A 19565-nucleotide genomic window follows, 5' to 3' on the forward strand; every position below is an offset into this window, starting at 1 on the left:
AGCTTGTTTGATCACAAGTCATGAGATACGCGAACCGTACGAAAAGTTCGCAGTTGATGGCGTTCGGGCCTCGTTCGGCGGTGATGTCGATCAGGTTGGCCGTGCGTGTCTACCGCCAGACGTCGAGCAGTTCCTCCGGGGATATGTGCGACCCATCCACCGGGACGCACTCCTGCGCAAGATCGACGTCGCTCATCACTGGTTCACGTGGCCGTCGCCCGTGTGGGTCTGCTGCGGCTCTTCTCCCACCTGCCGGCCGGGGCGGCAATAGGTCTCATGACTGAGACTAACTACGGGAGTTGGTCTCAATCGATGTCGTGCACGGACCTAGTCTTCAGGTTGGTCTCATTGATGAGACCAACGGTCGCCTATCGCCAAACGTCGAGCAGTTGTTCTGGAGAGATGTGTGTCAAACCTTCCACGCTGCATCCGCTTCGGGAGATCGCGTAGAGAGGAGTGGAAGTGTCCGCTCCAGGCATCTTGGAGCGGTGGACGATGAGCTCGCTAAGGTCGTGATGGTCGAATGGCCGGTCCTCAAGCCACTTCACGGAGCCCACCATAGTGATCGTCTTCGCGATTGGCTCTCGATCTGCCCCGACGATGTCGATCTCGGGATCGTTGGTCCTTGTCCAGTATCCGCCGATCGCTCCAGTCTGCTCGGGTAGGTCGTCCATGCGGCGGAGAGACTCCTGAATCAGGGGCTCGATGGCTGTGCCTCGCCATGATGTCCATGAACGGCGGATGCGCTCCAGGACCTTGTCTCCCCGGTCACGCTCGATGTCGGTCAGGCGCGGTCCAATAAAGGGAATCCAGAACCGCAGGTGCGAGTCGATCACGCGGTAGCGTGAATCCCGCGATGGGCGCGTTGACAGCGGTTTGTCCAAGGCGATGATGCGCTTTTCAAGGAGCAGTTGGAGTGCGCGATTCATAGTCGCCCGCGGGACGGCCTGGGTGGCGGCCGCGATATTGGAGTGGGTGCGCTGTCCCGAGCCGATGGCGTTGAGGACTCTGCGGGCGTGCGCTTCGGGCGGGAACTCGGCGGTCAGGGCGTGCTCTCCGCTGGCTATCAGGGCCGAGAGCGGGTCCTCGAGCGCCTGCTCCAGGTATGTCCACATTGAACTACCTCTGGGCCACTCTTCGCAGATCATCGGCAGTCCGCCAGAAATCAGGTGCGCGTCAAACGCCTCCGCTGGGGGGAGGTCGAGCGCGTGCCCCACGTCATATGGCGTGAGCGGGTTGACCACGAAATCGGCGGCACGCCGGTAGAAGGGGCGATTGTAGGTGTTGATCGCCTCCATCATCGACAGATCTGAGCCGATGAGGAGCAACAGGACAGGCCTTCTGGAGAACTCCCTATCGAAGAGTTTCTGAAGCACGCCCTCCAACGTGGGGTCCTCTTTGATCAGATACGGAAGCTCGTCGATGACGACGATGCTGGGAGAGTGCTCTGGGAGGGCCTGAGCCAGGAGGGAGAGCGCGTCGTGCCATGACGCGGGTTGCTCGTCGTCAAAGATGGACGCGGCGGGGAGGTTGGACGTCCGCACCTCCTCGGCAAAGGTGCGGAGTTCGTCGCCGAGTGCCTGGCCCGTGGCCGCGTAGTAGACGTGGGGCGCCTGTGCTTGCCGGATGAACTCCTCTGCCAACCGGGACTTTCCGATGCGGCGACGTCCCCGGATGAGGAGCGCGCGCCCGGGTCGGTCGAGCTGATGACGATCCGTCTTCTCAAGGGTTCGCTTGAGAACGGCGAGCTCTCGTCGCCTGCCAATGAACGGTTCCATTCAACTCCTCCCGGAAGTCTCAGAGATGAGACTAACTGAGGAGTTGGTCTCACGAGGTGGTTTCATGGCCTCGACTCTCCAAGTTGGTCTCATGGATGAGACTTGAGAAGGGGGAAGAGCCGAAGATTGAAACAATCAGATGTGGTGGTATCGGTTCCCGATGTCTCAATAGTGTGACCAACCCTGTATGGCAACCGGCGAGTGGCTCACGACCGGGGAGCGCGAGGGACGGGAGTCCCCTCGCCGGGGGTCTGGGGGCCTGCCCCCAGAGGGCGCTGCCCGGAGCCCCATGGCGCGCAGCGCCCCCGTTTGCGGAGGACCATGCTTTGGGCCCGGGAGCCGGTTAGAGGCCCAGGGTGGTGGAGAGGTCGGTTTTCAGGGCGTTGAGGTCCTCCGTGGCGCGGGTGCGGGCGTCCGGCACCTCGCCCGTCACCGGGACGACCACTTCCAGGTAGCACTTCAGCTTCGGCTCCGTGCCTGACGGGCGGACCACCACGCGGGCGTCTCCCGACAGCCGGTAGCGCAGGCCGTCCGTGGGTGGCAGGCCGCCCTCGCCCCTGGTCAGGTCGTCGATCCGCTCCACCGTGCGGCCACCCAGCATCGCCGGAGGGTGCGCCCGCAGGCGGGACATGGCGTCCGCGATCAGGGACAGGTCTGCCACGCGGAACGACAGCTGGGACGTGGCGTGCAGGCCGTAGCGCCTGGCCTGGTCGTCCAGGAGGTCCAGCAGGGTACGGCCGATGCGCTTCGCGTCCGCCGCCATGGCGGCCACCGTCAGGGCCGCGCCGATCCCGTCCTTGTCCCTGACCGGGAGGCCGGCGTCCGAGCCGACGCTGTAGCCGATGGCCTCCTCGTAGCCGAAGACCAGGCCTGGGCCGGCCTTGATGATCCACTTGAAGCCGGTCAGCGTTTCGCCGTAGCGGACTCCATGCACCTGGGCGATCTTGCTGAGGAGGGTGGAGGAGACGATGGTGGTGGCCACCATGCGGTCGCCGGTGGTGTGGGTGATCACGTGCTCGGCCAGCAGGCCGCCGACCTCGTCGCCGGTCAGCATGCGACAGGAGCCGTCCGGCAGAGGTACGCCCACGGCGCAGCGGTCGGCGTCCGGGTCGTTGGCGAGGACCAGGTCGGCGCCGTGCTTGGAGGCCAAGGCGATGGCCAGGTCCATCGCGCCAGGCTCCTCCGGGTTGGGGAAGGAGACCGTGGGGAAGTCCGGGTCAGGGTCGCGTTGTTCCTCCACCGCCATGGGGCTGTCGAAGCCTGCGGCCAGGAAGGCGCCGGTCAGCGTGGCCGCGCCGACCCCGTGCAGGGGTGTGTAGGCGACTTTGAGGTCGCGGGCGTCGCCCAGCGGCAGGGACGTGACGGCCGCGATGTAGTCGTCGATGATGCCCTCGCCGAGCTCCGTCAGCGTGCCGGGGTCGTGCAGAGGCAGCCCGTCCACGCGGCCGACGGCGTCGATGGCGGCCGAGATCTCACTGTCGATCGGTGGCACGATCTGGGAGCCGTCGCCCCAGTAGACCTTGTAGCCGTTGTCGCGGGGCGGGTTGTGGCTGGCGGTGACGGTCACGCCGGCGTCCGCCCCCAGGTGGCGTACGGCGAAGGCCAGGACCGGGGTGGGCAGGGGGCACGGCAGGAGTGAAGCGTGCAGGCCGGCGCCCGTCAGGACGGCCGCGGTGTCGCGGGCGAAGACGTCGGACTTGTGCCTGGCGTCGTAGCCGATGACCACGTGCTTGCCGGGGCCGAGGACCTTGGCCAGGCCCGCGGCGGCGCGCATGACGGTGACGCGGTTCATCCGGTTGGGGCCGGCTCCCAGCTCGCCGCGCAGGCCCGCGGTGCCGAACTCGAGTTTGGCCCCGAAGCGGTCCTGGAGGGCAACCATGTCCTCGCGCTCCAGCAAGGCGGCCAGCTCGGCGCGGGTGTCGGGGTCGGGGTCCTGAGCCAGCCAGGCGCGGGCCTCTTCAATGAGGCTCACAGCCGGTCCACCACCTTGGCGAGCAGGACGCCCATGCGGGCGGCCGTGGCGCGGCCGACCTCCAGGACCTCCTCGTGGTTGAGCGGCTCGCCGGACAGGCCCGCGCCGGGGTTGGTGACGAGGGAGACGCCGAGCACCTCCAGGTTCGCCTCGCGGGCGGCGATGGCCTCCAGGACGGTGGACATGCCGACCATGTCCCCGCCCAGCGTGCGGAGCATGCGGATCTCGGCCGGGGTCTCGTATGTCGGCCCGCGGAAGGCCACGTAGACGCCCTCGGCGAGGGTCGGGTCGATCTCCCTCACCAGCGCGCGCAGGCGGCGCGAGTAGACCTCGGTGAGGTCGATGAACGTGGTCCCGGTGATCGGGTTGGCGCCGGTCAGGTTGATGTGGTCGCTGATCAGGACCGGGTCGCCGACGCTCTGCGTCTCGGGCCGCAGGCCGCCGGCCGCGTTGGTGAGCACGAGCGTACGGACGCCGGCCGCGGCCGCCGTGCGCACGCCGTGCACCACCGCGTCCACCCCGAGCCCTTCGTAGAGGTGCGTGCGTCCGAGGAACACCAGCGCCTGCCGCCCGCTCGAGGTGCGGATGACGCGGATCTTGCCGCCGTGCCCGGCAACGGCGGGGGCCTGGAAGCCGGGCAGCTCGATGAACGGGATCTCGCACACCGTCTCGCCTATCGCGTCGGCGGCGGGCACCCACCCCGACCCCATGACGAGCGCCACGTCGAAGGTGTCGAGACCGGCGGCGCGGTGCAGCGCCGCGGCGGCCTCACTGGCCAGGGTGTATGCGTCGTTGGTCACATCTCAGTAGTTTAGGAGCAGCCGGTCCAGCACCCGCACGCCGAACTGCAACGCCTCCACCGGCACCCGCTCGTCCACGCCATGGAACATCGACGCGAAGTCCATGTCCGCAGGCAGCCGCAGCGGCACGAACCCGAACCCGCGCACCCCGAGGTCGGCGAAGAACGTCTTGTTGTCGGTGCCGCCGGACATGCAGTACGGGATCGCCCGCGCCGTCGGGTCCTCCGCCTTCAGCGCCCCGATCATCGACTCCACCAGCGCACCGTCGAAGGTCGTCTCCAGCGCGATGTCGTGGTGCACGAACTCCCGCCGCACGCGCGGCCCGATCAGCGAGTCGACGGTCTTGAAGAACTCCTCCTCGAACCCCGGCAGGAACCGCCCGTCGACCACGGCCGTGGCCTGGCCGGGGATCACGTTGGACTTGTAGCCGGCGCCGAGCTGGGTCGGGTTGGTGGTGTGGCTCAGGGTCGCGCCCACGAAACGCACCAGCGGCCCGATCTTGTCGAGGATCGGCTGCGGGTCCGACTCGTCGAAGGGGATGCCGAAGGCGTCGGCGACCTCGGTGAGGAACTGCCGCACGGTCGGCGTATACGTCAGCGGCCAGTCGTGCTCGCCGATCCTGGCCACCGCCTTGGCGATCTCGGTGACGGCGTTGTCGGTGTTGAGCATCGAGCCGTGCCCGGCGGTGCCGTCGGCGATCAGCTTCATCCAGGCCAGGCCCTTCTGGGCGGTCTCGATCAGGTAGAGCCGCAGCGACGGGTCCACCTCCAGCGAGTAGCCGCCGACCTCGCTGATCGACTCGGTGACGCCCTCGAACAGCTCGGGGTGGTGGGCGGTGAGGTATTTGGCGCCGTACACGCCGCCGGCCTCCTCGTCGGCCACCCACGCGAAGACGATGTCGCGGCGTGGCCGGCGGCCCTCGCGCTTCAGCTGGCGCAGCACCGCCAGCATCATCGCGTCCATGTCCTTCATGTCCACGGCGCCGCGGCCCCAGATGTAGCCGTCGCGGACCTCGCCGCCGAACGGGTCAACCGACCAGTCGGCGGCGTTGGCCGGCACCACGTCCAGGTGTCCGTGGACGAGCAGCGCGGGCAGGGACGGGTCCGTGCCCTCGATGCGGGTGATCACGTTGCCGCGGCCCGGCTCGCTCTCGACGTACGTGGCCTCGATCCCGACCTCGGCCAGCCGGGCCAGGACGACCTCGGCAGCCGCCCGCTCGCCCGGGCCGCTGCCGTCCCCGTAGTTGCTGCTGTCGACGCGGATCAGCTCCACGCAGAGGTCGGCGACTTCCTTCTCGGCTGGTGTCATGGCGTTTTCTCCAGTGTGAGCAGTCCGGACTTGTGCAGGTGCCCGCGCTTGTAAGCGCGGGTGATGAGGGTGAGGTCGCTGTCGGTGACCTCGTCGAGGGAGCCGACGACGCCGGTCATGAAACGGTAGAGGTCCGCCTCGTGAGCGGCCACCACCTGGACGATCAGGGAATGGGTGCCCGAGGTGGCCGCGCAGTAACGCACGTTCGGATGCCCGGCCAGCCGCTGTCCGACCTGGTCCAGCCCGTACGGGCGGACCTTCAGCCACAACATGGCCTCCACCTCCAGGCCCAGCAGTGCGGGCTCCACCTCCGCACGCGGCAGCAGCAGCCGCCGCTCGATCAGCGAGGTCACCCGGCGGCGCGCGGTCGGCAGGGAGATGTCGAGGCGCTCGGCGACCGCGGTGAAGGCGATCCTGCCGTCGGCGGCCAGCAGCTCGGCGATCTCCTGCTCCAGAGGTGACAGGCCCTCCTCGTCGGGCAGGCCCTCAGGAGGCGGCGCGGGGCGCAGCTCGGCGACCTCCTGCTCGGTGAGGAACGGAGCGTGCCACTCGGCGACGGTCCTGAACGTGTGGAGCACGACCTGGGTCTGCGTCCGCAACACCCCGTCGATCGCGCTGATCTCGGCGGACAGGGTGCGGTGCAGCGCCTCGCGGGACGGCGACACCAGCTCGCAGCCCAGGTCGGCGGCGCCGGTCAGCGCGTAGACCGAGCGCGTGTCCGGCCGGTCGGCCAGAGCCTTGGCCACCTGGGCCGTGGCGCCGGGCTGCACCCGGACGTCCAGGTGGACGGGGCGGCCGTGCCCGGTGCGCAGGTCGTCGTAGATCGCCGTGACCCGGACGACCCCCTCCGCGATCAGCCGCTGGAGGCGGCGGGCTACGGTGCGTTCGTGCTCGCCCACGGCCCGGCCGATCTCGCCCCACGAGGCGCGGGGGCTGACTTGCAGCGCGGCGACCAGGCGCCGGTCGAGAACGTCCACCTGCAACCATTTCTGTGTCGGGAATGTAAATCCGGACCCGCGAATTTGACTGTTTCGGTCTTTCAATTGCAGAGTAAGCCATACCGCACATGTCAGCAAAGGAGCCCCCGTGGCGACCTCCCCCGTGACCCAATCCCCCCTCGGCATCCCCAAAAGCCGATCCCGCCAGCTCATGGCGGCCAGCATCGGCAACGTTGTCGAGTGGTACGACTGGTACGCCTACACGTTCCTGGCCATCTACTTCTCCAAGCAGGTCTTCCCGGAGAGCGCGGGCAACAGCCTGGTGCCGCTGCTGAGCTCATTCGCGGTCTTCGCGGTGGGCTTCTTCATGCGCCCGCTGGGCGGCCTGCTGGTCGGCGCGTTCGCCGACCGTTATGGGCGCAAGGCCGCGATGACGTTCACGATCGTGCTGATGGGCGCGGGATCGCTGCTCGTCGGTCTGACCCCCACCTACGCGGCCGTGGGTGTCCTGGCACCGGTCATCTTGACTCTCGCCCGCCTGATCCAGGGCCTGTCGGTGGGCGGTGAGTTCGCCGCCGCCACCACGTTCCTGGTGGAGTCGGCCCCGCCCGGCCGCCGCGGCCTGTTCTCGAGCTTCCAGTACGTCAGCACCACCATCGGCCAGCTGCTGGCCTCCGGACTCGCCGCCTTGCTGGCCACGGTGCTGGTCGAGGCCGACATGAGCTCCTACGGCTGGCGTATCCCGTTCATCGTGGGCGCCGTGCTCAGCCTCGTGGGGCTGTGGATCCGCAAGGGCGCCGACGAGACCTCGGCCGTGGCGGAGGAGATCCAGCGGGGCGAGGCCGCGCGGCCGAAGCTGTTCGACTTCCTCAAGCACCACCCGAGATCCGCCCTCACGATCGTCGGCATCACCATCGCCGGCACCGTCGCGTACTACACCTGGACCAGCTTCCTGCCCACGTATGCGCAGATCACGGTGGGCTTCGACAAGGCGGACTCGCTGCAGATCGGCACGATCTCGCTGGTCTTCTTCATGATCCTGCAGCCGCTGCTGGGCATGTTGTCGGACCGGATCGGGCGCAGGCCGATGCTGATCACGTTTGGTCTCGCGTTCCTGATCCTGCCTGTGCCGCTGCTCGGCACGCTCACCGACGCCTACGGCAGCCTGCTGCTGGTGCAGCTCGTCGGCATGGTCTTCCTCGGCTGCTTCACCTCGATCTCGGCCGCGGTGAACTCCGAGCTCTTCCCCACGCGGGTGCGGGCGGCGGGGGCCGGGTTCCCGTATTCGCTGACCGTGGCGCTCTTCGGCGGCACCGCCCCGCTGATCGGCACCGCGCTGCAGGAGGCCAAGAACCCGGGGTTGTTCCCGTGGTACATGTCGGCGCTGGCGCTGATCTCCACCCTGGTCTACATCTTCGTGCTGCGCGAGACCAAGGACCAGCCGCTCAGCTAGCCGAACGAGGTGCAGGGGCGCTCCCGCAGCTCCTTGACGTAGTCGTCGGGGGCGCCCGCCCGCTCGGCCGCCTCGGCCAGACTGCCCAGATAGCGGGCCGACGGCAGGCCGCCCTCGTAGCCGTCGAGCACGTAGAACCAGGCCACGACCTCGCCCTCGAGGGTCTGCACCCGCAGCCGCACCTTGTGGTAGGCGCCGCGGACCGCGCCCTCCCACTGGTCGAGCGAGGTCTCCTCCCAGTCGGGCACGTCGTAGAGCACGACGAACACGTGCTCGTCCGGATCCTCGACGATCGTGGCGAGCGCGCCGCCCCAGGCCGGGTCGTGCCCGCCGAAGGTCAGGCGCCAGCCGGTCAGCCAGCCGACGCCCCGGATGGGGGAGTGTGGGGCGCGCATGGCCATCTGCTCAGGATCCATGTTGGAGCCATACGCGGCATAAAGCCTGAGCTCATTCGGCTTCTCCGAATCTGAGGGCCACGCCACGATCCACCCCTCTCGCTGGGTGTTGCTCGTCGTCCAGCTACCGCGACATCCTGCCATGCCGAAGAGCCGAGGCGATCCATCAGGAGGCCAGGTGCGGCAGAAGGATCCGTCATCTTCGTCGCTGAGCTGGATGGGACGCAGCCCGGTTGCAGCTCGGCCGAGCTCGTACGGGAGAATGGGACACGTGACGAGGATCGTGATCATCGGTGGCGGACCCGGCGGCTACGAGGCGGCGCTGGTGGCCGCCCAGCTAGGCGCGCAGGTCACCATGGTCGAGCAGGACGGGCCGGGCGGCGCGTGCGTGCTGACCGACTGCGTGCCGTCCAAGACGCTGATCGCAACCTCCGTGCGCAAGCAGGCGCTGCTCGACGCGCCGGGGCTTGGCATCTCGTTCGACGGCGGGCCCGACGGCGAGCCGGGGACGGTCGGGGTCGACCTGCCGCTGGTCAACAAGCGGGTGAAAGAGCTGGCGCAGGCTCAGTCCGCGGACATCGCGACCCGGGTCGAGGCCGAGGGCGTCGAGATCATCAAGGCTCGTGGCCGATTGGTGGATCCGCAGGTCGTACGGGCGGGGGATCGCACGATCCGGGCCGACGTCGTGCTCGTGGCCACGGGCGCGACGCCGCGCGTGTTGCGCGGGGCAGAGCCCGACGGCGAACGCATCCTCAACTGGCGTCAGCTTTACGACCTGGAGGAGCTGCCCGAGCACCTGATCGTGGTGGGGTCGGGTGTGACCGGGGCGGAGTTCGCCGGTGCCTATCGCTCGCTCGGCGCCGAGGTCACGCTGGTCTCCAGCCGGGACCGGATGATGCCCAACGAGGACGCCGACGGCGCCGAGGTGCTCGAAGAGGTCTACCGGCGGCGTGGCATGAACGTCATGGGGCGCTCGCGCGCGTCCTCCGTCAAGCGCACCGCCGACGGAGTGGTGGTGACCCTGGAGGACGGGCGCACGGCCGAGGGATCCCATGCGCTGATGACGGTCGGCATGGTCCCCAACACGGCCGGGATCGGGCTGGAGGAGGCCGGGGTCCAGCTGGACCGGGGCGGGTTCATCAAGGTCGACAAGGTCTCGCGCACGTCGGCGCCGGGCGTTTACGCGGCTGGGGACTGCACGGGTGTGCTCATGCTGGCCTCCGTGGCGGCCATGCAGGGGCGGATCGCGGTCTGGCATGCGCTCGGGGAGGCCGTGCAGCCGCTGCGGCTGGCCACGGTGGCCTCCAACATCTTCACCGACCCGGAGATCGCGGCGGTGGGGGTCGCGCAGCGGGCCATCGAGGCGGGCGAGATCGAGGCGAACGTCGTCAAGCTGCCGCTCGCCACGAACGCGCGGGCCAAGATGCAGGGCTTCAACGACGGCTTCGTCAAGCTGTTCTGCCGGCCGCACACGGGGATCGTGCTGGGCGGGGTCGTGGTGGCCCCGCGGGCGTCGGAGCTGATCCTGGCGGTGTCGGTGGCCGTCCAGCAGCGGCTGACGGTCGATCAGCTGGCGCACACGTTCGCGGTCTACCCGTCGCTGTCCGGCTCGATCACCGAGGCCGCCCGCCGCCTCATGCAGCCCCAGACGGCGAGCGGCATCTAGCCGGGTTCCCTCACCCTCCGACAATGCCGGGGCGGTACTGCCAGACGAATTCCAGCCACGGCGGGGCCACCCCCGTGAAGTGTGACCAACTGCCCGGTTCCGCACCGGGGTAGTCGCCTCGGACTTCGGACAGAAGCCTCAGTACGAAGCCCTCCCGGGTCAGGCTGTTGACAATCCGGCTCAGCGTCTGCGTGTACTCCCTCGGTTCGCTGATCAAGCGGCCGGGCGCCTTCCGGTCGTAGACCCAGTCCTGGTCGGGATAACTGGACTCGGCTTCGTCCGTGTAGGGCAGCTTGAGCGTGTAACCCTCGCCGTTCCACGAGTCGTGCGTGAGTCCGGCGAAGAACGGGTTGGCGCACATCAGGTAGTAGTGGCCGCCTCGTGCGACGACTCTCGCCACCTCGCGGAAAACGATCCGGGAGTCCGGGACGAACGTCAACGAGTACGGATGCCAGACCAGGTCGAACGAGGACTCGTCGAGGGCCGACAGATCCCGCATGTCTCCTTGGATGGTGCGGATGCCGACGCCGTAGTGCTCGGCGGCCGAGCGGTCACGCTCCAGCTGCCCGGACGAGATGTCGAGAACCGTCACGTCGGCTCCGAGCAGAGCGAAGGCCGCAGACTGCTGCCCGCCTCCTCCTGCCAGGCAGAGCACCTTCCGGCCGGCCAGGTCGCCAGGAAGGCCCAGCCTCTCCAGGCCCAGATAAGCCCGGGCCTTCTCCGTGTCGAGGTCGAGCATGGGACGGGTGAATAAGGCGTCCGCCTCCACAAGGGCTTCCCAGCGTTCCTTGTTGTAGCGGTAGACGTCGTCCTGCATGGCGATCACCCTAACCGCCCTTTGAGGCAGGGGCTGCACGGGGTTCGCCCGGGGCGTGGCTGGGCTGGTCGGGCTGGGCAGAACCCAAACGGCGGGCGATAGCCGTTGACGTTTGTTGGTATGGACAGCAAACTAATTCCCTGAGTTGGCGCAGCCGTCCATAAGGAGCTTCCATGCCCTATCGCCCCCCATTGGTCGCGCACGAGTACTTCGTCGCGGACCCGCCCGAACTGCCGGTTCGCGCACGTGGCGAGGGTGGCCTGTCGGCGGTGGCCGCGGCCGAACTGGTCGCGGCCGATGGCGCCGAGGTGATGCTGAAGGCGGTCACGACGGCGGAGGAGACGCTGGTCGTGCAGGTTGGTGTGGCCGGCGAGGGTGTGATCCGGGTGCGGTTGTCGGAGGACGCGGCCGCCAGGCCGCGGTCGGAAGGCGCCATCTCGCTGGTGACCCCCGGCACGTACTCAGGGGCCCGTGCCGGGGTCACTCCAGGTGAGCCGATCGTGATCGATGCGGGATCCCTGAAGGCGGAGATCAGCCTCGCGCCGTGGCACCTGCGCTTCACCGACGCGTCCGGGGCCACGCTGCTGGAGCAGGACCGTGGACACACCGACATCAGCGGACGGCTGCGTACGCTCCCGTTCGGCCGATCGAGCGCCGGCGGGGCGTCCGTGGCGTTCCACGAGAGCTTCGCCTCCGCGCCCGACGAGGCGTTCGCCGGGTTCGGGGAGTCGTTCACGCGGCTGGACAAGCGCGGCCAGCGGCCGCTCATGTGGAACTTCGACGCGTTCGGCGCCGAGTCGCAGCGGGCCTACAAGAACGTCCCCCTGTACGTGTCGAGCCGCGGCTACGGCGTGCTGGTCGACAGCGGCGCGCCCACCGAGTTCGACGTGTGCCAGTCCACCCACAGCGTCGTGCAGATCCTGGTGCCCGACGACGTCATGGACTACTACGTGATCGCGGGGCCGACCCCGCCCGACGTTCTGGACCGTTACGACCGGCTGACGTGCCGCCCGTCGCTGCCGCCGAAGTGGGCGTTCGGGACGTGGATCTCGTCCGGGTTCTGCGTCGACAGCCAGGAGCGGGTGCTGGCCAGGGCGCGCACGATCAGGGAGCGCGGCATCCCGTGCGACGTGCTGCACCTGGACACCTACTGGCAGACCGACGGGCACTGGTCGGACCTGCAGTGGGATCCCGTCAACTTCCCGCAGCCGGAGCAGATGCTGGATGAGCTTCATGAGATGGGGTTCAAGGTCTGTCTGTGGATGAATCCCTACATTTCCCATCTCAGCCCGGCCTTCGAGGAGGCGGCCCGCGCTGGATATTTCCTGAAGAAGGACGATGGGGAGGCGTACGTCGCCGACTGCTGGCACGGTTCCTTCCCCGCCTGCGGGATCGTCGACTTCACCAATCCGGCGGCGGCCGGCTGGTTCAAGGGGCTGCTGAGAGATCTGCTGCGGCAGGGCGTGGACGCGTTCAAGACGGACTTCGCGGAGGGCGTGCCCGCGGACGCCGTCGCGTACAACGGGATGAGCGGGACCGACCTGCACAACGTCTACACGCTGCTGTTCAACGACGTGGTCGCCGACGTCACCCGTGAGGTCAACGGGCACGGGCTGGTGTGGGCGCGCTCGTCGTACCTGGGCGGGCAGCGGCACAGCGCCCAGTGGAACGGCGACACCTACACCAGCTACGCCGCCATGGGCAGCACGATCAGAGGCGGGCTCGCGCACGGCCTGTCCGGGGTGCCGTTCTGGAGCCACGACGCGGGCGGGTTCACCGGCCGGCCGTCGGACGATCTGTACGTCCGCTGGACCCAGTTCGGCGCCCTGTCGCCGCTGGTGCGGCTGCACGGCACGACCACTCGCGAGCCGTGGGAGTTCCCGGCCGTCGAGGACCTGGCCGTGCAGGCGCTGAAGCTGCGCTACCGGCTGATGCCGTACATCTACTCGGCGGCCGTCGAGGCCGCGCGCACCGGCGCGCCCATGATGCGGGCGCTCTGCGTGGACTACCCGGACGACCCCGTGGCCTGGCAGGCCGACCTGGAGTACCTGTTCGGTCGCGACCTGCTGGTCGCGCCCATGGTCGCGCCCGAAGGCGTCAGGCAGGTGTACCTGCCGCACGGCCTGTGGGTCGACTACTGGACGGGTGAGGTGCTGGAAGGCACCCGTTACGTCCAGGTCAGCAAGCCGCTCGACCAGATCCCCCTGTTCGTCCGCCATGGCGCGCTGATACCGGTCTCCGAGCAAGGAGACACGACCGACGTGCCGCAAGAGATCACCCTCGTCGCCTTCGGGGGCGGCGACAGCACTACCGAGATCCACGACGAAGACGGCGTGACGGTCGCCGTCGCCACCAGGGACGGCGATGAACTGCGTGTCGCCGTCACCGGCCCGAAGCGTGTCACCGCGGTGGAGATCGCCCCGGTGGCCGGAGCTCCCGCGCGGGCCGTCCTTTCGTAACACCCCCCTGGAGGGATCATGCGCAAACTCAGAGGCGCGGCGGCGCTGGCCGCTGCGGTCCTGGTCCTGACGGCCTGCGGCTCCGGCGGTACCGAGAGTCCCCCGACGGCGCAGGGCACCGAGCCCCGCGTGCTGAAGCTCTGGCACTACGAGTCGAAAGACAGCGCCATGGCCAAGGCGTGGGCGGAGGCCATCAAGAAGTTCGAGGCGTCGCACCCGAACGTGACCGTCAAGTTCGAGGAGAAGGGCTTCGAGCAGATCCAGAAGACGGCGAGCATGGTGCTCAACTCCGATGAGGCGCCCGACATCATGGAGTACAACAAGGGCAACGCCACCGCCGGCCTGCTGTCCAAGCAGGGCCTGCTCACCGACCTGACCGAGGAGGCCACCAAGCGCGGCTGGGACAAGCTGCTGCCCGGCGGCCTGCAGACCACCGCCAAGTACGACGATCGCGGCGTCATGGGTGCCGGCAACTGGTTCGGCGTGCCGAACTACGGCGAGTTCGTGATGGTCTATTACAACAAGGACCTGTTCGACAAGCACAAGGTCAAGGTCCCCACCACGTTCGAGGAGTTCACCGCCGGGCTGGACACGTTCGTCAAGGCCGGCGTGACGCCGATCTCGAACGCCGGCGCCGAATACCCGGCGCAGCAGATCCTCTACCAGCTCGCGCTCACCAAGGCGCAGAAGCCGTGGCTCGATGCGTTCCAGTCCTACAAGGGCAAGGTCGACTTCCACGGTCCCGAGTTCACCTACGGCGCGGACACGTTCACCGACTGGGTGAAGAAGGGCTACATCGCCAAGAACTCGGCCGGGCTCAAGGCCGAGGACATGGGCGTGGCGTTCATGAACGGCAAGTTCCCCATCATGATCAGCGGCAGTTGGTGGTACGGCCGCGTGGCCTCCACGATCAAGGACTTCCAGTGGGGTCACTTCCTGTTCCCCGGAGCCACCATGTCGCCGGGTTCGAGCGGAAACCTGTGGGTCGTCCCCGAGAAGTCGAAGAACAAGGACCTGGCCTACGACTTCATCGACATCACGATGAGCAAGGAGATCCAGAACCTGCTGGGCAACTCCGGCGGTGTTCCCGTGGCCGCCGACCCGGCCGCGATCACCGACGCCAAGAGCAAGGAGCTCATCGAGTCCTTCAACAAGCTGACGACCGCCGACGGCCTGGCCTTCTACCCCGACTGGCCGGCGCCCGGCTACTACGACGTGCTGGTGGCCGGGGTCCAGGAGCTCATCAACGGCAGCAAGACCCCCTCCGCGGTGCTGGACGAGATCGCCAAGCCGTACGAGGACAACCTCGCCGACATTGGTAACTAGATGAGAGTGCGTACGAGGGGGTACTGGCTCTACCTCGCCCCCAGCCTGCTGCTCTTCCTGGGCGTGATCGTCGTCCCGTTCCTCATGAACGTGGGCGCGAGCTTCACCCGCTGGTCCGGGGTGGGGACGCCCAGGTGGATCGGGTTCGACAACTACACCAGGCTGCTGCAGGACGAGCGGTTCTGGCAGTCGTTCCAGCACAACGTGGCGCTGATCGTGGCCATGGCCATCGTGCCGACCGCGATCGGCCTCGTGCTGGCGGCCGCGTTGTTCGACTACATCGGCAAGCGGTTCGGGGCCCGAACGGCCTCGGCGCTGCGCGCGATGTACTACCTGCCGCAGGTCCTGCCGGTGGCGGTGGCCGGCGTGGTGTGGGGGTGGATGCTGCACCCGTCGTACGGCGCGGTCAACCAGATCTTCGGGCTGGAGCTCGACTGGCTCGGCGATCCCGACCTGGCCCTCGCCACGGTCATGGCGGTCATGGTCTGGTTCCAGCTCGGCTACCCGGTCGTGATCTTCATGGCCGGGCTGCAGCGGGTCGACCCGGCCTACTACGAGGCGGCCGAGATCGACGGGGCCTCGTGGTGGCGCAAGTTCTGGCACATCACGATCCCGCAGATCCGGCCGGAGATCTTCGTGGTGCTGCTGACGTGCACGATCGCCGCGCTGAAGGTCTTCGGACCGATCTTCGTGCTGACCAGGGGCGGGCCTGGCAACGCCACCATGGTCCCCTCGTACTTCTCGTACCTGAATTTCTTCCAGAAGAGCAACGTCGGGTACGGCTCCGCGATCGCCACGGTGCTGGCGTTGATCATCATCGTGGTGACGTTCCTGTTCCTGCGAGTCCAGGAGCGTGAGCAATGAGGGGCCCAGGACGGTGGGCGGTGCTGTTCGCGCTGGTCGTGCTGGCGGTCGTGATGGTGTTCCCGTTCGCGATCGTGGCGATGAACGCGGTCAAGTCGCCGGCCGAGTACAGCACGCAAGGGCCGCTGAGCCTGCCTGACGGGCTCTATCTCCAGGGCATCATCGACTTCTGGAACCGGGTCGACTTCGGCACGAAGCTCTGGAACAGCTTCATCATCAGCGCCTCCGTGGCGGTGCTGGCCGTCGTGCTGTCGGTGCTCAACGCGTACGCGCTGGGCATCGGCAGGGTGAAGGGCCGGTTGTCCATCCTGGTGTTGTTCCTGGTGGCCAACACGCTGCCGCAGGAGGCGCTGGCCTACCCGCTCTACTACCTGTCCAAGGCGGTCGGGCTCTACGACACCCAACTGGCCGTCATCATCGTCATGACCGTGATCCAGGCGGCGTTCGGCACGTACCTGCTGAGCGCGGTCCTGGGGCAGTTCCCGAAGGAGATCCTCGAGGCCGCGGCGATCGACGGCGCGGGGCGGCTGCGATCGCTGCTGCGGATCGTGGTGCCGATCAGCAGGCCCACCATCAACGTCCTGCTGATCTTCTTCTTCATCTGGACCTGGAACGAGTTCTTCCTCCCGCTGATCTTCCTGATCTCGAACGACACCCAGACGGTGCCCGTCGCGCTCGCCGTCCTGCAGGGCGAGAAGTTCATGGACGCCACCATGTCCAGCGCTTCGGCCCTGCTCGGCGTCGTGCCGGCGATCGCCTTCTTCCTGATCTTCCAGCGCACGCTGACCCGAGGTGTGACGGTCGGCGCCATCAAATGATGGAGACCCTTTATGCGTTCAAGAATCCCGTTGTTAGCGACCCTCACCCTGGCGGCCTCGTTGCTCGCCGTGCCGCCCGCCCAGGCGGTGGACTACCCCTTCCAGAATCCGACCCTGCCGCTGGAGCAGCGGGTGAACGACCTGCTCGGCCGGCTCACGCTGGATGAGAAGCTGAGCCTGCTGCACCAGTCGCAGGCGGCGATCCCCCGGCTGGGCATCGCCTACCACAAGAACGGCACCGAGGCGCTGCACGGCGTCGCCTGGTCGAACCACCTCAACGACGGCTGGAGGCAGAAGTTCGCCAACGGCACGGTGTTCCCGCAGGCCGTGGGCCTGGCCAGCACCTGGGACCCGAAGCTGATGAAAAAGGTCGGCTCCGCGGTCGGCGACGAGGTGCGTGGCTTCAACGACGTCGACCCGATCCTTTGGGGTCTGCAGGTATGGGCGCCCGTGGTGGACCCGCTGCGTGACCCGCGGGCGGGCCGCAACGAGGAAGGATATTCGGAGGACCCGCTCCTCACCGGAGCCATGGCGACGGCCTACGGCAAGGGCCTGCAGGGCGACGATCCCTTCTACCTGAAGGCCGCGCCCGTGCTGAAGCACTACATGGGCTACAACAACGAGGCCGACCGCAGCCTCACCTCCTCCAACCTGACGCCGAAGCTCAAACGCGAGTACTACGAGCAGGGCTTCAAGGCGCCGATCACGGCGGACGCCGCCACCGGCGTCATGGCCTCGTACAACCTGGTCAACGGGCGGCCCGCGCACGTCAACCCCGACCTGAACACCGTGGTCAGGTCGTGGACGGACAAGACGCTCTACAACGTCAGCGACGCGTGGGGCCCGCACGCGCTCACCGACCTGCAGAAGTACTTCGACAACAAGCCCGAGGCGTTCGCAGGCGTGCTGAAGAGCGGGCAGGACAGCTTCACCATCGACGACAGCAACAGCGGGCCGCTGGTCACGAACCTCAAGGCCGCCCTCGACCAGGGCCGGATCACCGAGGCCGACGTGGACAACGCGGTGCGCCACGCCCTGTCGATCCGGACCCGGCTGGGGCACTTCGACCCGGATGGCGGGCCGTACAAGAAGATCACCAAGGACGTGATCAACAGCCAGGAGCACCAGAAGCTCAACCGCGAGACCGCGGCCAAGGCCGCGGTGCTGCTCAAGAACTCCGGCGTGCTGCCGCTGGCCAAGCCCAAGTCCGCGGCCGTGGTCGGCCCGCTGTCGGCCAGGCTCTACCGCGACTGGTACTCCGGTCAGATGCCCTACCAGGTGACCCCGCTCGACGGGATCAAGGAGCGGGTGAGCGACGTCAGCACCGGTGACGGCCTGGAGCGGATCGCGCTCAAGCACCTGGCCACCGGCAAGTACATCACCGCCACCGGCACGGGCGCCGACGACAACGCGGCGCTCACCGACACCGCGCCCACGGCCGCCTCCCAGTGGGACCTGACCGACTGGACCAGCGGCGTGTCCACGCTGCGCAACGCGGGCAACGGCAAACTGCTCGGCGGCGACTGGCGCTCGCTCGACACCGACGACGCCGAGCCCGACGGCTGGTTCGTGCAGCAGCAGTTCGCGCTGGAGCGCCAGTCCGACGGCAGCTACCTGATCAGGTACGCCGGCTACGAGAACGCCGAGGGCTGGTACGGCCTGCCCGACCCGTACGTCACGGTGACCGCCGACGGCGCGCTCGCCCTGGCCCCGAAGGCCGAGGCGGCGAAGTTCGGCAAGGAGGTCGTCGCCGACGGCATCGCCGCGGCCGCCGCGCAGGCCGCCAAGGCCGAGGTCGCGGTCGTGGTGGTGGGCAGCCACCCGTTCGTGGCCGGGCGCGAGAACCACGACCGCGACAACCTGCAGCTCGGCGATGGGCAGAAGCGGCTCATCGAGGCCGTGCGCAAGGCCAACCCGAAGACCGTCGTGGTCCTGGAGACCAGCTACCCGGTGATCGTGGATGCGCCTAACCTGCTGTGGACCACGCACGCGGGCGCCGAGACCGGCCGTGCGGTCGCCGACGTGATCTTCGGCGACGTCAACCCGGCCGGCCGGCTCACCCAGACCTGGCCCGCGTCGGACAACCTGCCGGACAAGCTGGACTACGACCTGACCAAGACCGGCATGACCTACCTGTACGGGAAGGGCAAGCCGCTCTACTCCTTCGGCCACGGGCTGAGCTACACCACGTTCGGCTACCAGGGCCTGGAGATCCGGGGTGACAAGGTGAGTGTGAAGGTCACCAACACCGGCAAGGTCAAGGGCGACGAGGTCGTCCAGCTCTACACCCACCAGCGCGAGTCCCGCTTCAAGCAGCCGGTCAAGCAGCTGCGCGGTTTCGAGCGGATCACGCTGAACCCGGGCGAGACCCGTACCGTCTCCTTCACCCTGAAGAAGTCGGACCTGGCCGTCTGGGACCACACCCGGAACAAGTGGGTCGTCGAGAACGCCACCCACGACGTCCTCGTCGGCTCCGCCTCCGACCGGATCCGCCAGACGACCACCCTGCGCGTGTCCGGCGAGAGCGTCCCGGTCCGCGACCTGGCCAAGACGACCAGGGCGATGGACTTCGACGACTACTCGGGAATCTTCTTCGCCGACGAGACCAAGGTGAGCGGTGAGGTCGTCGAGGGCTCGGCGGGTGACTGGATCTCCTTCACCGGCGCTTCCTGGGGCACCCGCCTCACGGCCTCGGTGGCCTCGGTGAGCGGCGGCTCGGTCGAGGTGCGCAGTGGCTCGCCGACGGGCACGCTGCTGGGCACCCTCCAGGCGCCCGCCACCGGCGGGATCTACCAGTACGGCACGGCGAGCGCGACCGTGAAGGCGGGCACCGGGAGCCTCTACCTGGTGTTCAAGGGCGACCTGCGGATCAAGGACTTCGCTCTCGCCCGATGACGTTTCGTGGCGGCCATGAGCATGGTCGTGGCCGCCACGAAACCCCTTGCTTCTGTTGGATAGTGGTGTTATCTAT

At 68.0% G+C, this 19565-nt stretch carries 14 protein-coding genes; 7 read left to right on the forward strand and 7 right to left on the reverse strand.

The genetic code is table 11. The features are described 5' to 3' along the window. Positions 1-368 precede the first annotated feature (368 nt). From Q9G87_RS31700 to Q9G87_RS31720, 5 genes are all read right to left on the reverse strand, one after another. Positions 369-1778 carry an ATP-binding protein gene (locus Q9G87_RS31700; RefSeq protein WP_305920190.1) on the reverse strand — a complete coding sequence of 470 codons (1410 nt, stop codon included), beginning with the start codon at positions 1776-1778 and terminating at the stop codon, positions 369-371. A gap of 343 nt (positions 1779-2121) precedes the next feature. Then, positions 2122-3750 carry a phospho-sugar mutase gene (locus Q9G87_RS31705; RefSeq protein ID WP_305920191.1) on the reverse strand — a complete coding sequence of 543 codons (1629 nt, stop codon included), beginning with the start codon at positions 3748-3750 and terminating at the stop codon, positions 2122-2124. Then, a complete protein-coding gene (locus Q9G87_RS31710) occupies positions 3747-4550 on the reverse strand; it encodes a purine-nucleoside phosphorylase (RefSeq protein WP_305920192.1) in 804 nt (267 codons plus the stop codon). Before Q9G87_RS31710 ends, Q9G87_RS31705 begins: the two co-directional genes overlap by 4 nt. Before the next feature lie 3 nt (positions 4551-4553). Then, entirely contained in the window at positions 4554-5858 is a 1305-nt protein-coding gene (locus tag Q9G87_RS31715; RefSeq protein WP_305920193.1) for a M20/M25/M40 family metallo-hydrolase, read from the reverse strand. Next, complete coding sequence (locus Q9G87_RS31720) at positions 5855-6835, reverse strand: Lrp/AsnC family transcriptional regulator (RefSeq protein WP_305920194.1); 981 nt, start codon at positions 6833-6835, stop codon at positions 5855-5857. Before Q9G87_RS31720 ends, Q9G87_RS31715 begins: the two co-directional genes overlap by 4 nt. 109 nt (positions 6836-6944) lie before the next feature. On the opposite strand from Q9G87_RS31720, the gene Q9G87_RS31725 reads away from it, so the two are divergent. Beyond that, positions 6945-8249 carry an MFS transporter gene (locus tag Q9G87_RS31725; protein ID WP_305920195.1) on the forward strand — a complete coding sequence of 435 codons (1305 nt, stop codon included), beginning with the start codon at positions 6945-6947 and terminating at the stop codon, positions 8247-8249. On the opposite strand, the gene Q9G87_RS31730 is transcribed toward Q9G87_RS31725, so the two are convergent. Continuing rightward, a complete protein-coding gene (locus Q9G87_RS31730) occupies positions 8246-8731 on the reverse strand; it encodes a gamma-glutamylcyclotransferase (protein WP_305920196.1) in 486 nt (161 codons plus the stop codon). The genes Q9G87_RS31725 and Q9G87_RS31730 overlap by 4 nt on opposite strands. 184 nt (positions 8732-8915) lie before the next feature. Between Q9G87_RS31730 and Q9G87_RS31735 the strand changes: the two genes are divergently transcribed. Beyond that, positions 8916-10310, forward strand: coding sequence for an NAD(P)H-quinone dehydrogenase (locus Q9G87_RS31735; RefSeq protein ID WP_305920197.1), 1395 nt, complete (start codon positions 8916-8918; stop codon positions 10308-10310). 10 nt (positions 10311-10320) lie between these two features. On the opposite strand, the gene Q9G87_RS31740 is transcribed toward Q9G87_RS31735, so the two are convergent. After that, on the reverse strand, positions 10321-11127 hold the full coding sequence (locus Q9G87_RS31740) for a class I SAM-dependent methyltransferase (protein WP_305920198.1): 807 nt from the start codon (positions 11125-11127) through the stop codon (positions 10321-10323). Positions 11128-11300: 173 nt separating this feature from the next. Here Q9G87_RS31740 and Q9G87_RS31745 point away from each other — a divergent pair, with 173 nt between their 5' ends. Genes Q9G87_RS31745 through Q9G87_RS31765 form a run of 5 tightly spaced genes read left to right on the forward strand, consistent with a single transcriptional unit; the run spans position 11301 to position 19489 of the window. After that, positions 11301-13586 carry a TIM-barrel domain-containing protein gene (locus Q9G87_RS31745; RefSeq protein ID WP_305920199.1) on the forward strand — a complete coding sequence of 762 codons (2286 nt, stop codon included), beginning with the start codon at positions 11301-11303 and terminating at the stop codon, positions 13584-13586. Positions 13587-13604: 18 nt separating this feature from the next. Further along, positions 13605-14912 carry an ABC transporter substrate-binding protein gene (locus tag Q9G87_RS31750; RefSeq protein ID WP_305920200.1) on the forward strand — a complete coding sequence of 436 codons (1308 nt, stop codon included), beginning with the start codon at positions 13605-13607 and terminating at the stop codon, positions 14910-14912. After that, the gene (locus Q9G87_RS31755) at positions 14913-15776 is read left to right on the forward strand and encodes a carbohydrate ABC transporter permease (protein WP_305920201.1); all 864 of its coding nucleotides are present in this window, start codon (positions 14913-14915) and stop codon (positions 15774-15776) included. It begins immediately after the preceding gene. Further along, the gene (locus Q9G87_RS31760) at positions 15773-16594 is read left to right on the forward strand and encodes a carbohydrate ABC transporter permease (RefSeq protein ID WP_305920202.1); all 822 of its coding nucleotides are present in this window, start codon (positions 15773-15775) and stop codon (positions 16592-16594) included. The genes Q9G87_RS31755 and Q9G87_RS31760 overlap by 4 nt, the downstream gene beginning before the upstream one ends. 12 nt (positions 16595-16606) lie before the next feature. Continuing rightward, the gene (locus Q9G87_RS31765; protein ID WP_305920203.1) at positions 16607-19489 is read left to right on the forward strand and encodes a glycoside hydrolase family 3 protein; all 2883 of its coding nucleotides are present in this window, start codon (positions 16607-16609) and stop codon (positions 19487-19489) included. Positions 19490-19565 lie beyond the last annotated feature (76 nt).

Source organism: Nonomuraea turcica (genome assembly GCF_030718205.1).
Taxonomy (GTDB): domain Bacteria; phylum Actinomycetota; class Actinomycetes; order Streptosporangiales; family Streptosporangiaceae; genus Nonomuraea.

Bases quoted from the DNA above. Each gene is read 5' to 3' on its own strand.
- Q9G87_RS31760 (WP_305920202.1), top strand. From the start codon at position 15,773: ATGAGGGGCCCAGGACGGTGGGCGGTGCTGTTCGCGCTGGTCGTGCTG.
- Q9G87_RS31740 (WP_305920198.1), bottom strand. From the start codon at position 11,127: ATGCAGGACGACGTCTACCGCTACAACAAGGAACGCTGGGAAGCCCTT.
- Q9G87_RS31745 (WP_305920199.1), top strand. From the start codon at position 11,301: ATGCCCTATCGCCCCCCATTGGTCGCGCACGAGTACTTCGTCGCGGAC.
- Q9G87_RS31700 (WP_305920190.1), bottom strand. From the start codon at position 1,778: ATGGAACCGTTCATTGGCAGGCGACGAGAGCTCGCCGTTCTCAAGCGA.
- Q9G87_RS31755 (WP_305920201.1), top strand. From the start codon at position 14,913: ATGAGAGTGCGTACGAGGGGGTACTGGCTCTACCTCGCCCCCAGCCTG.
- Q9G87_RS31765 (WP_305920203.1), top strand. From the start codon at position 16,607: ATGCGTTCAAGAATCCCGTTGTTAGCGACCCTCACCCTGGCGGCCTCG.
- Q9G87_RS31750 (WP_305920200.1), top strand. From the start codon at position 13,605: ATGCGCAAACTCAGAGGCGCGGCGGCGCTGGCCGCTGCGGTCCTGGTC.
- Q9G87_RS31715 (WP_305920193.1), bottom strand. From the start codon at position 5,858: ATGACACCAGCCGAGAAGGAAGTCGCCGACCTCTGCGTGGAGCTGATC.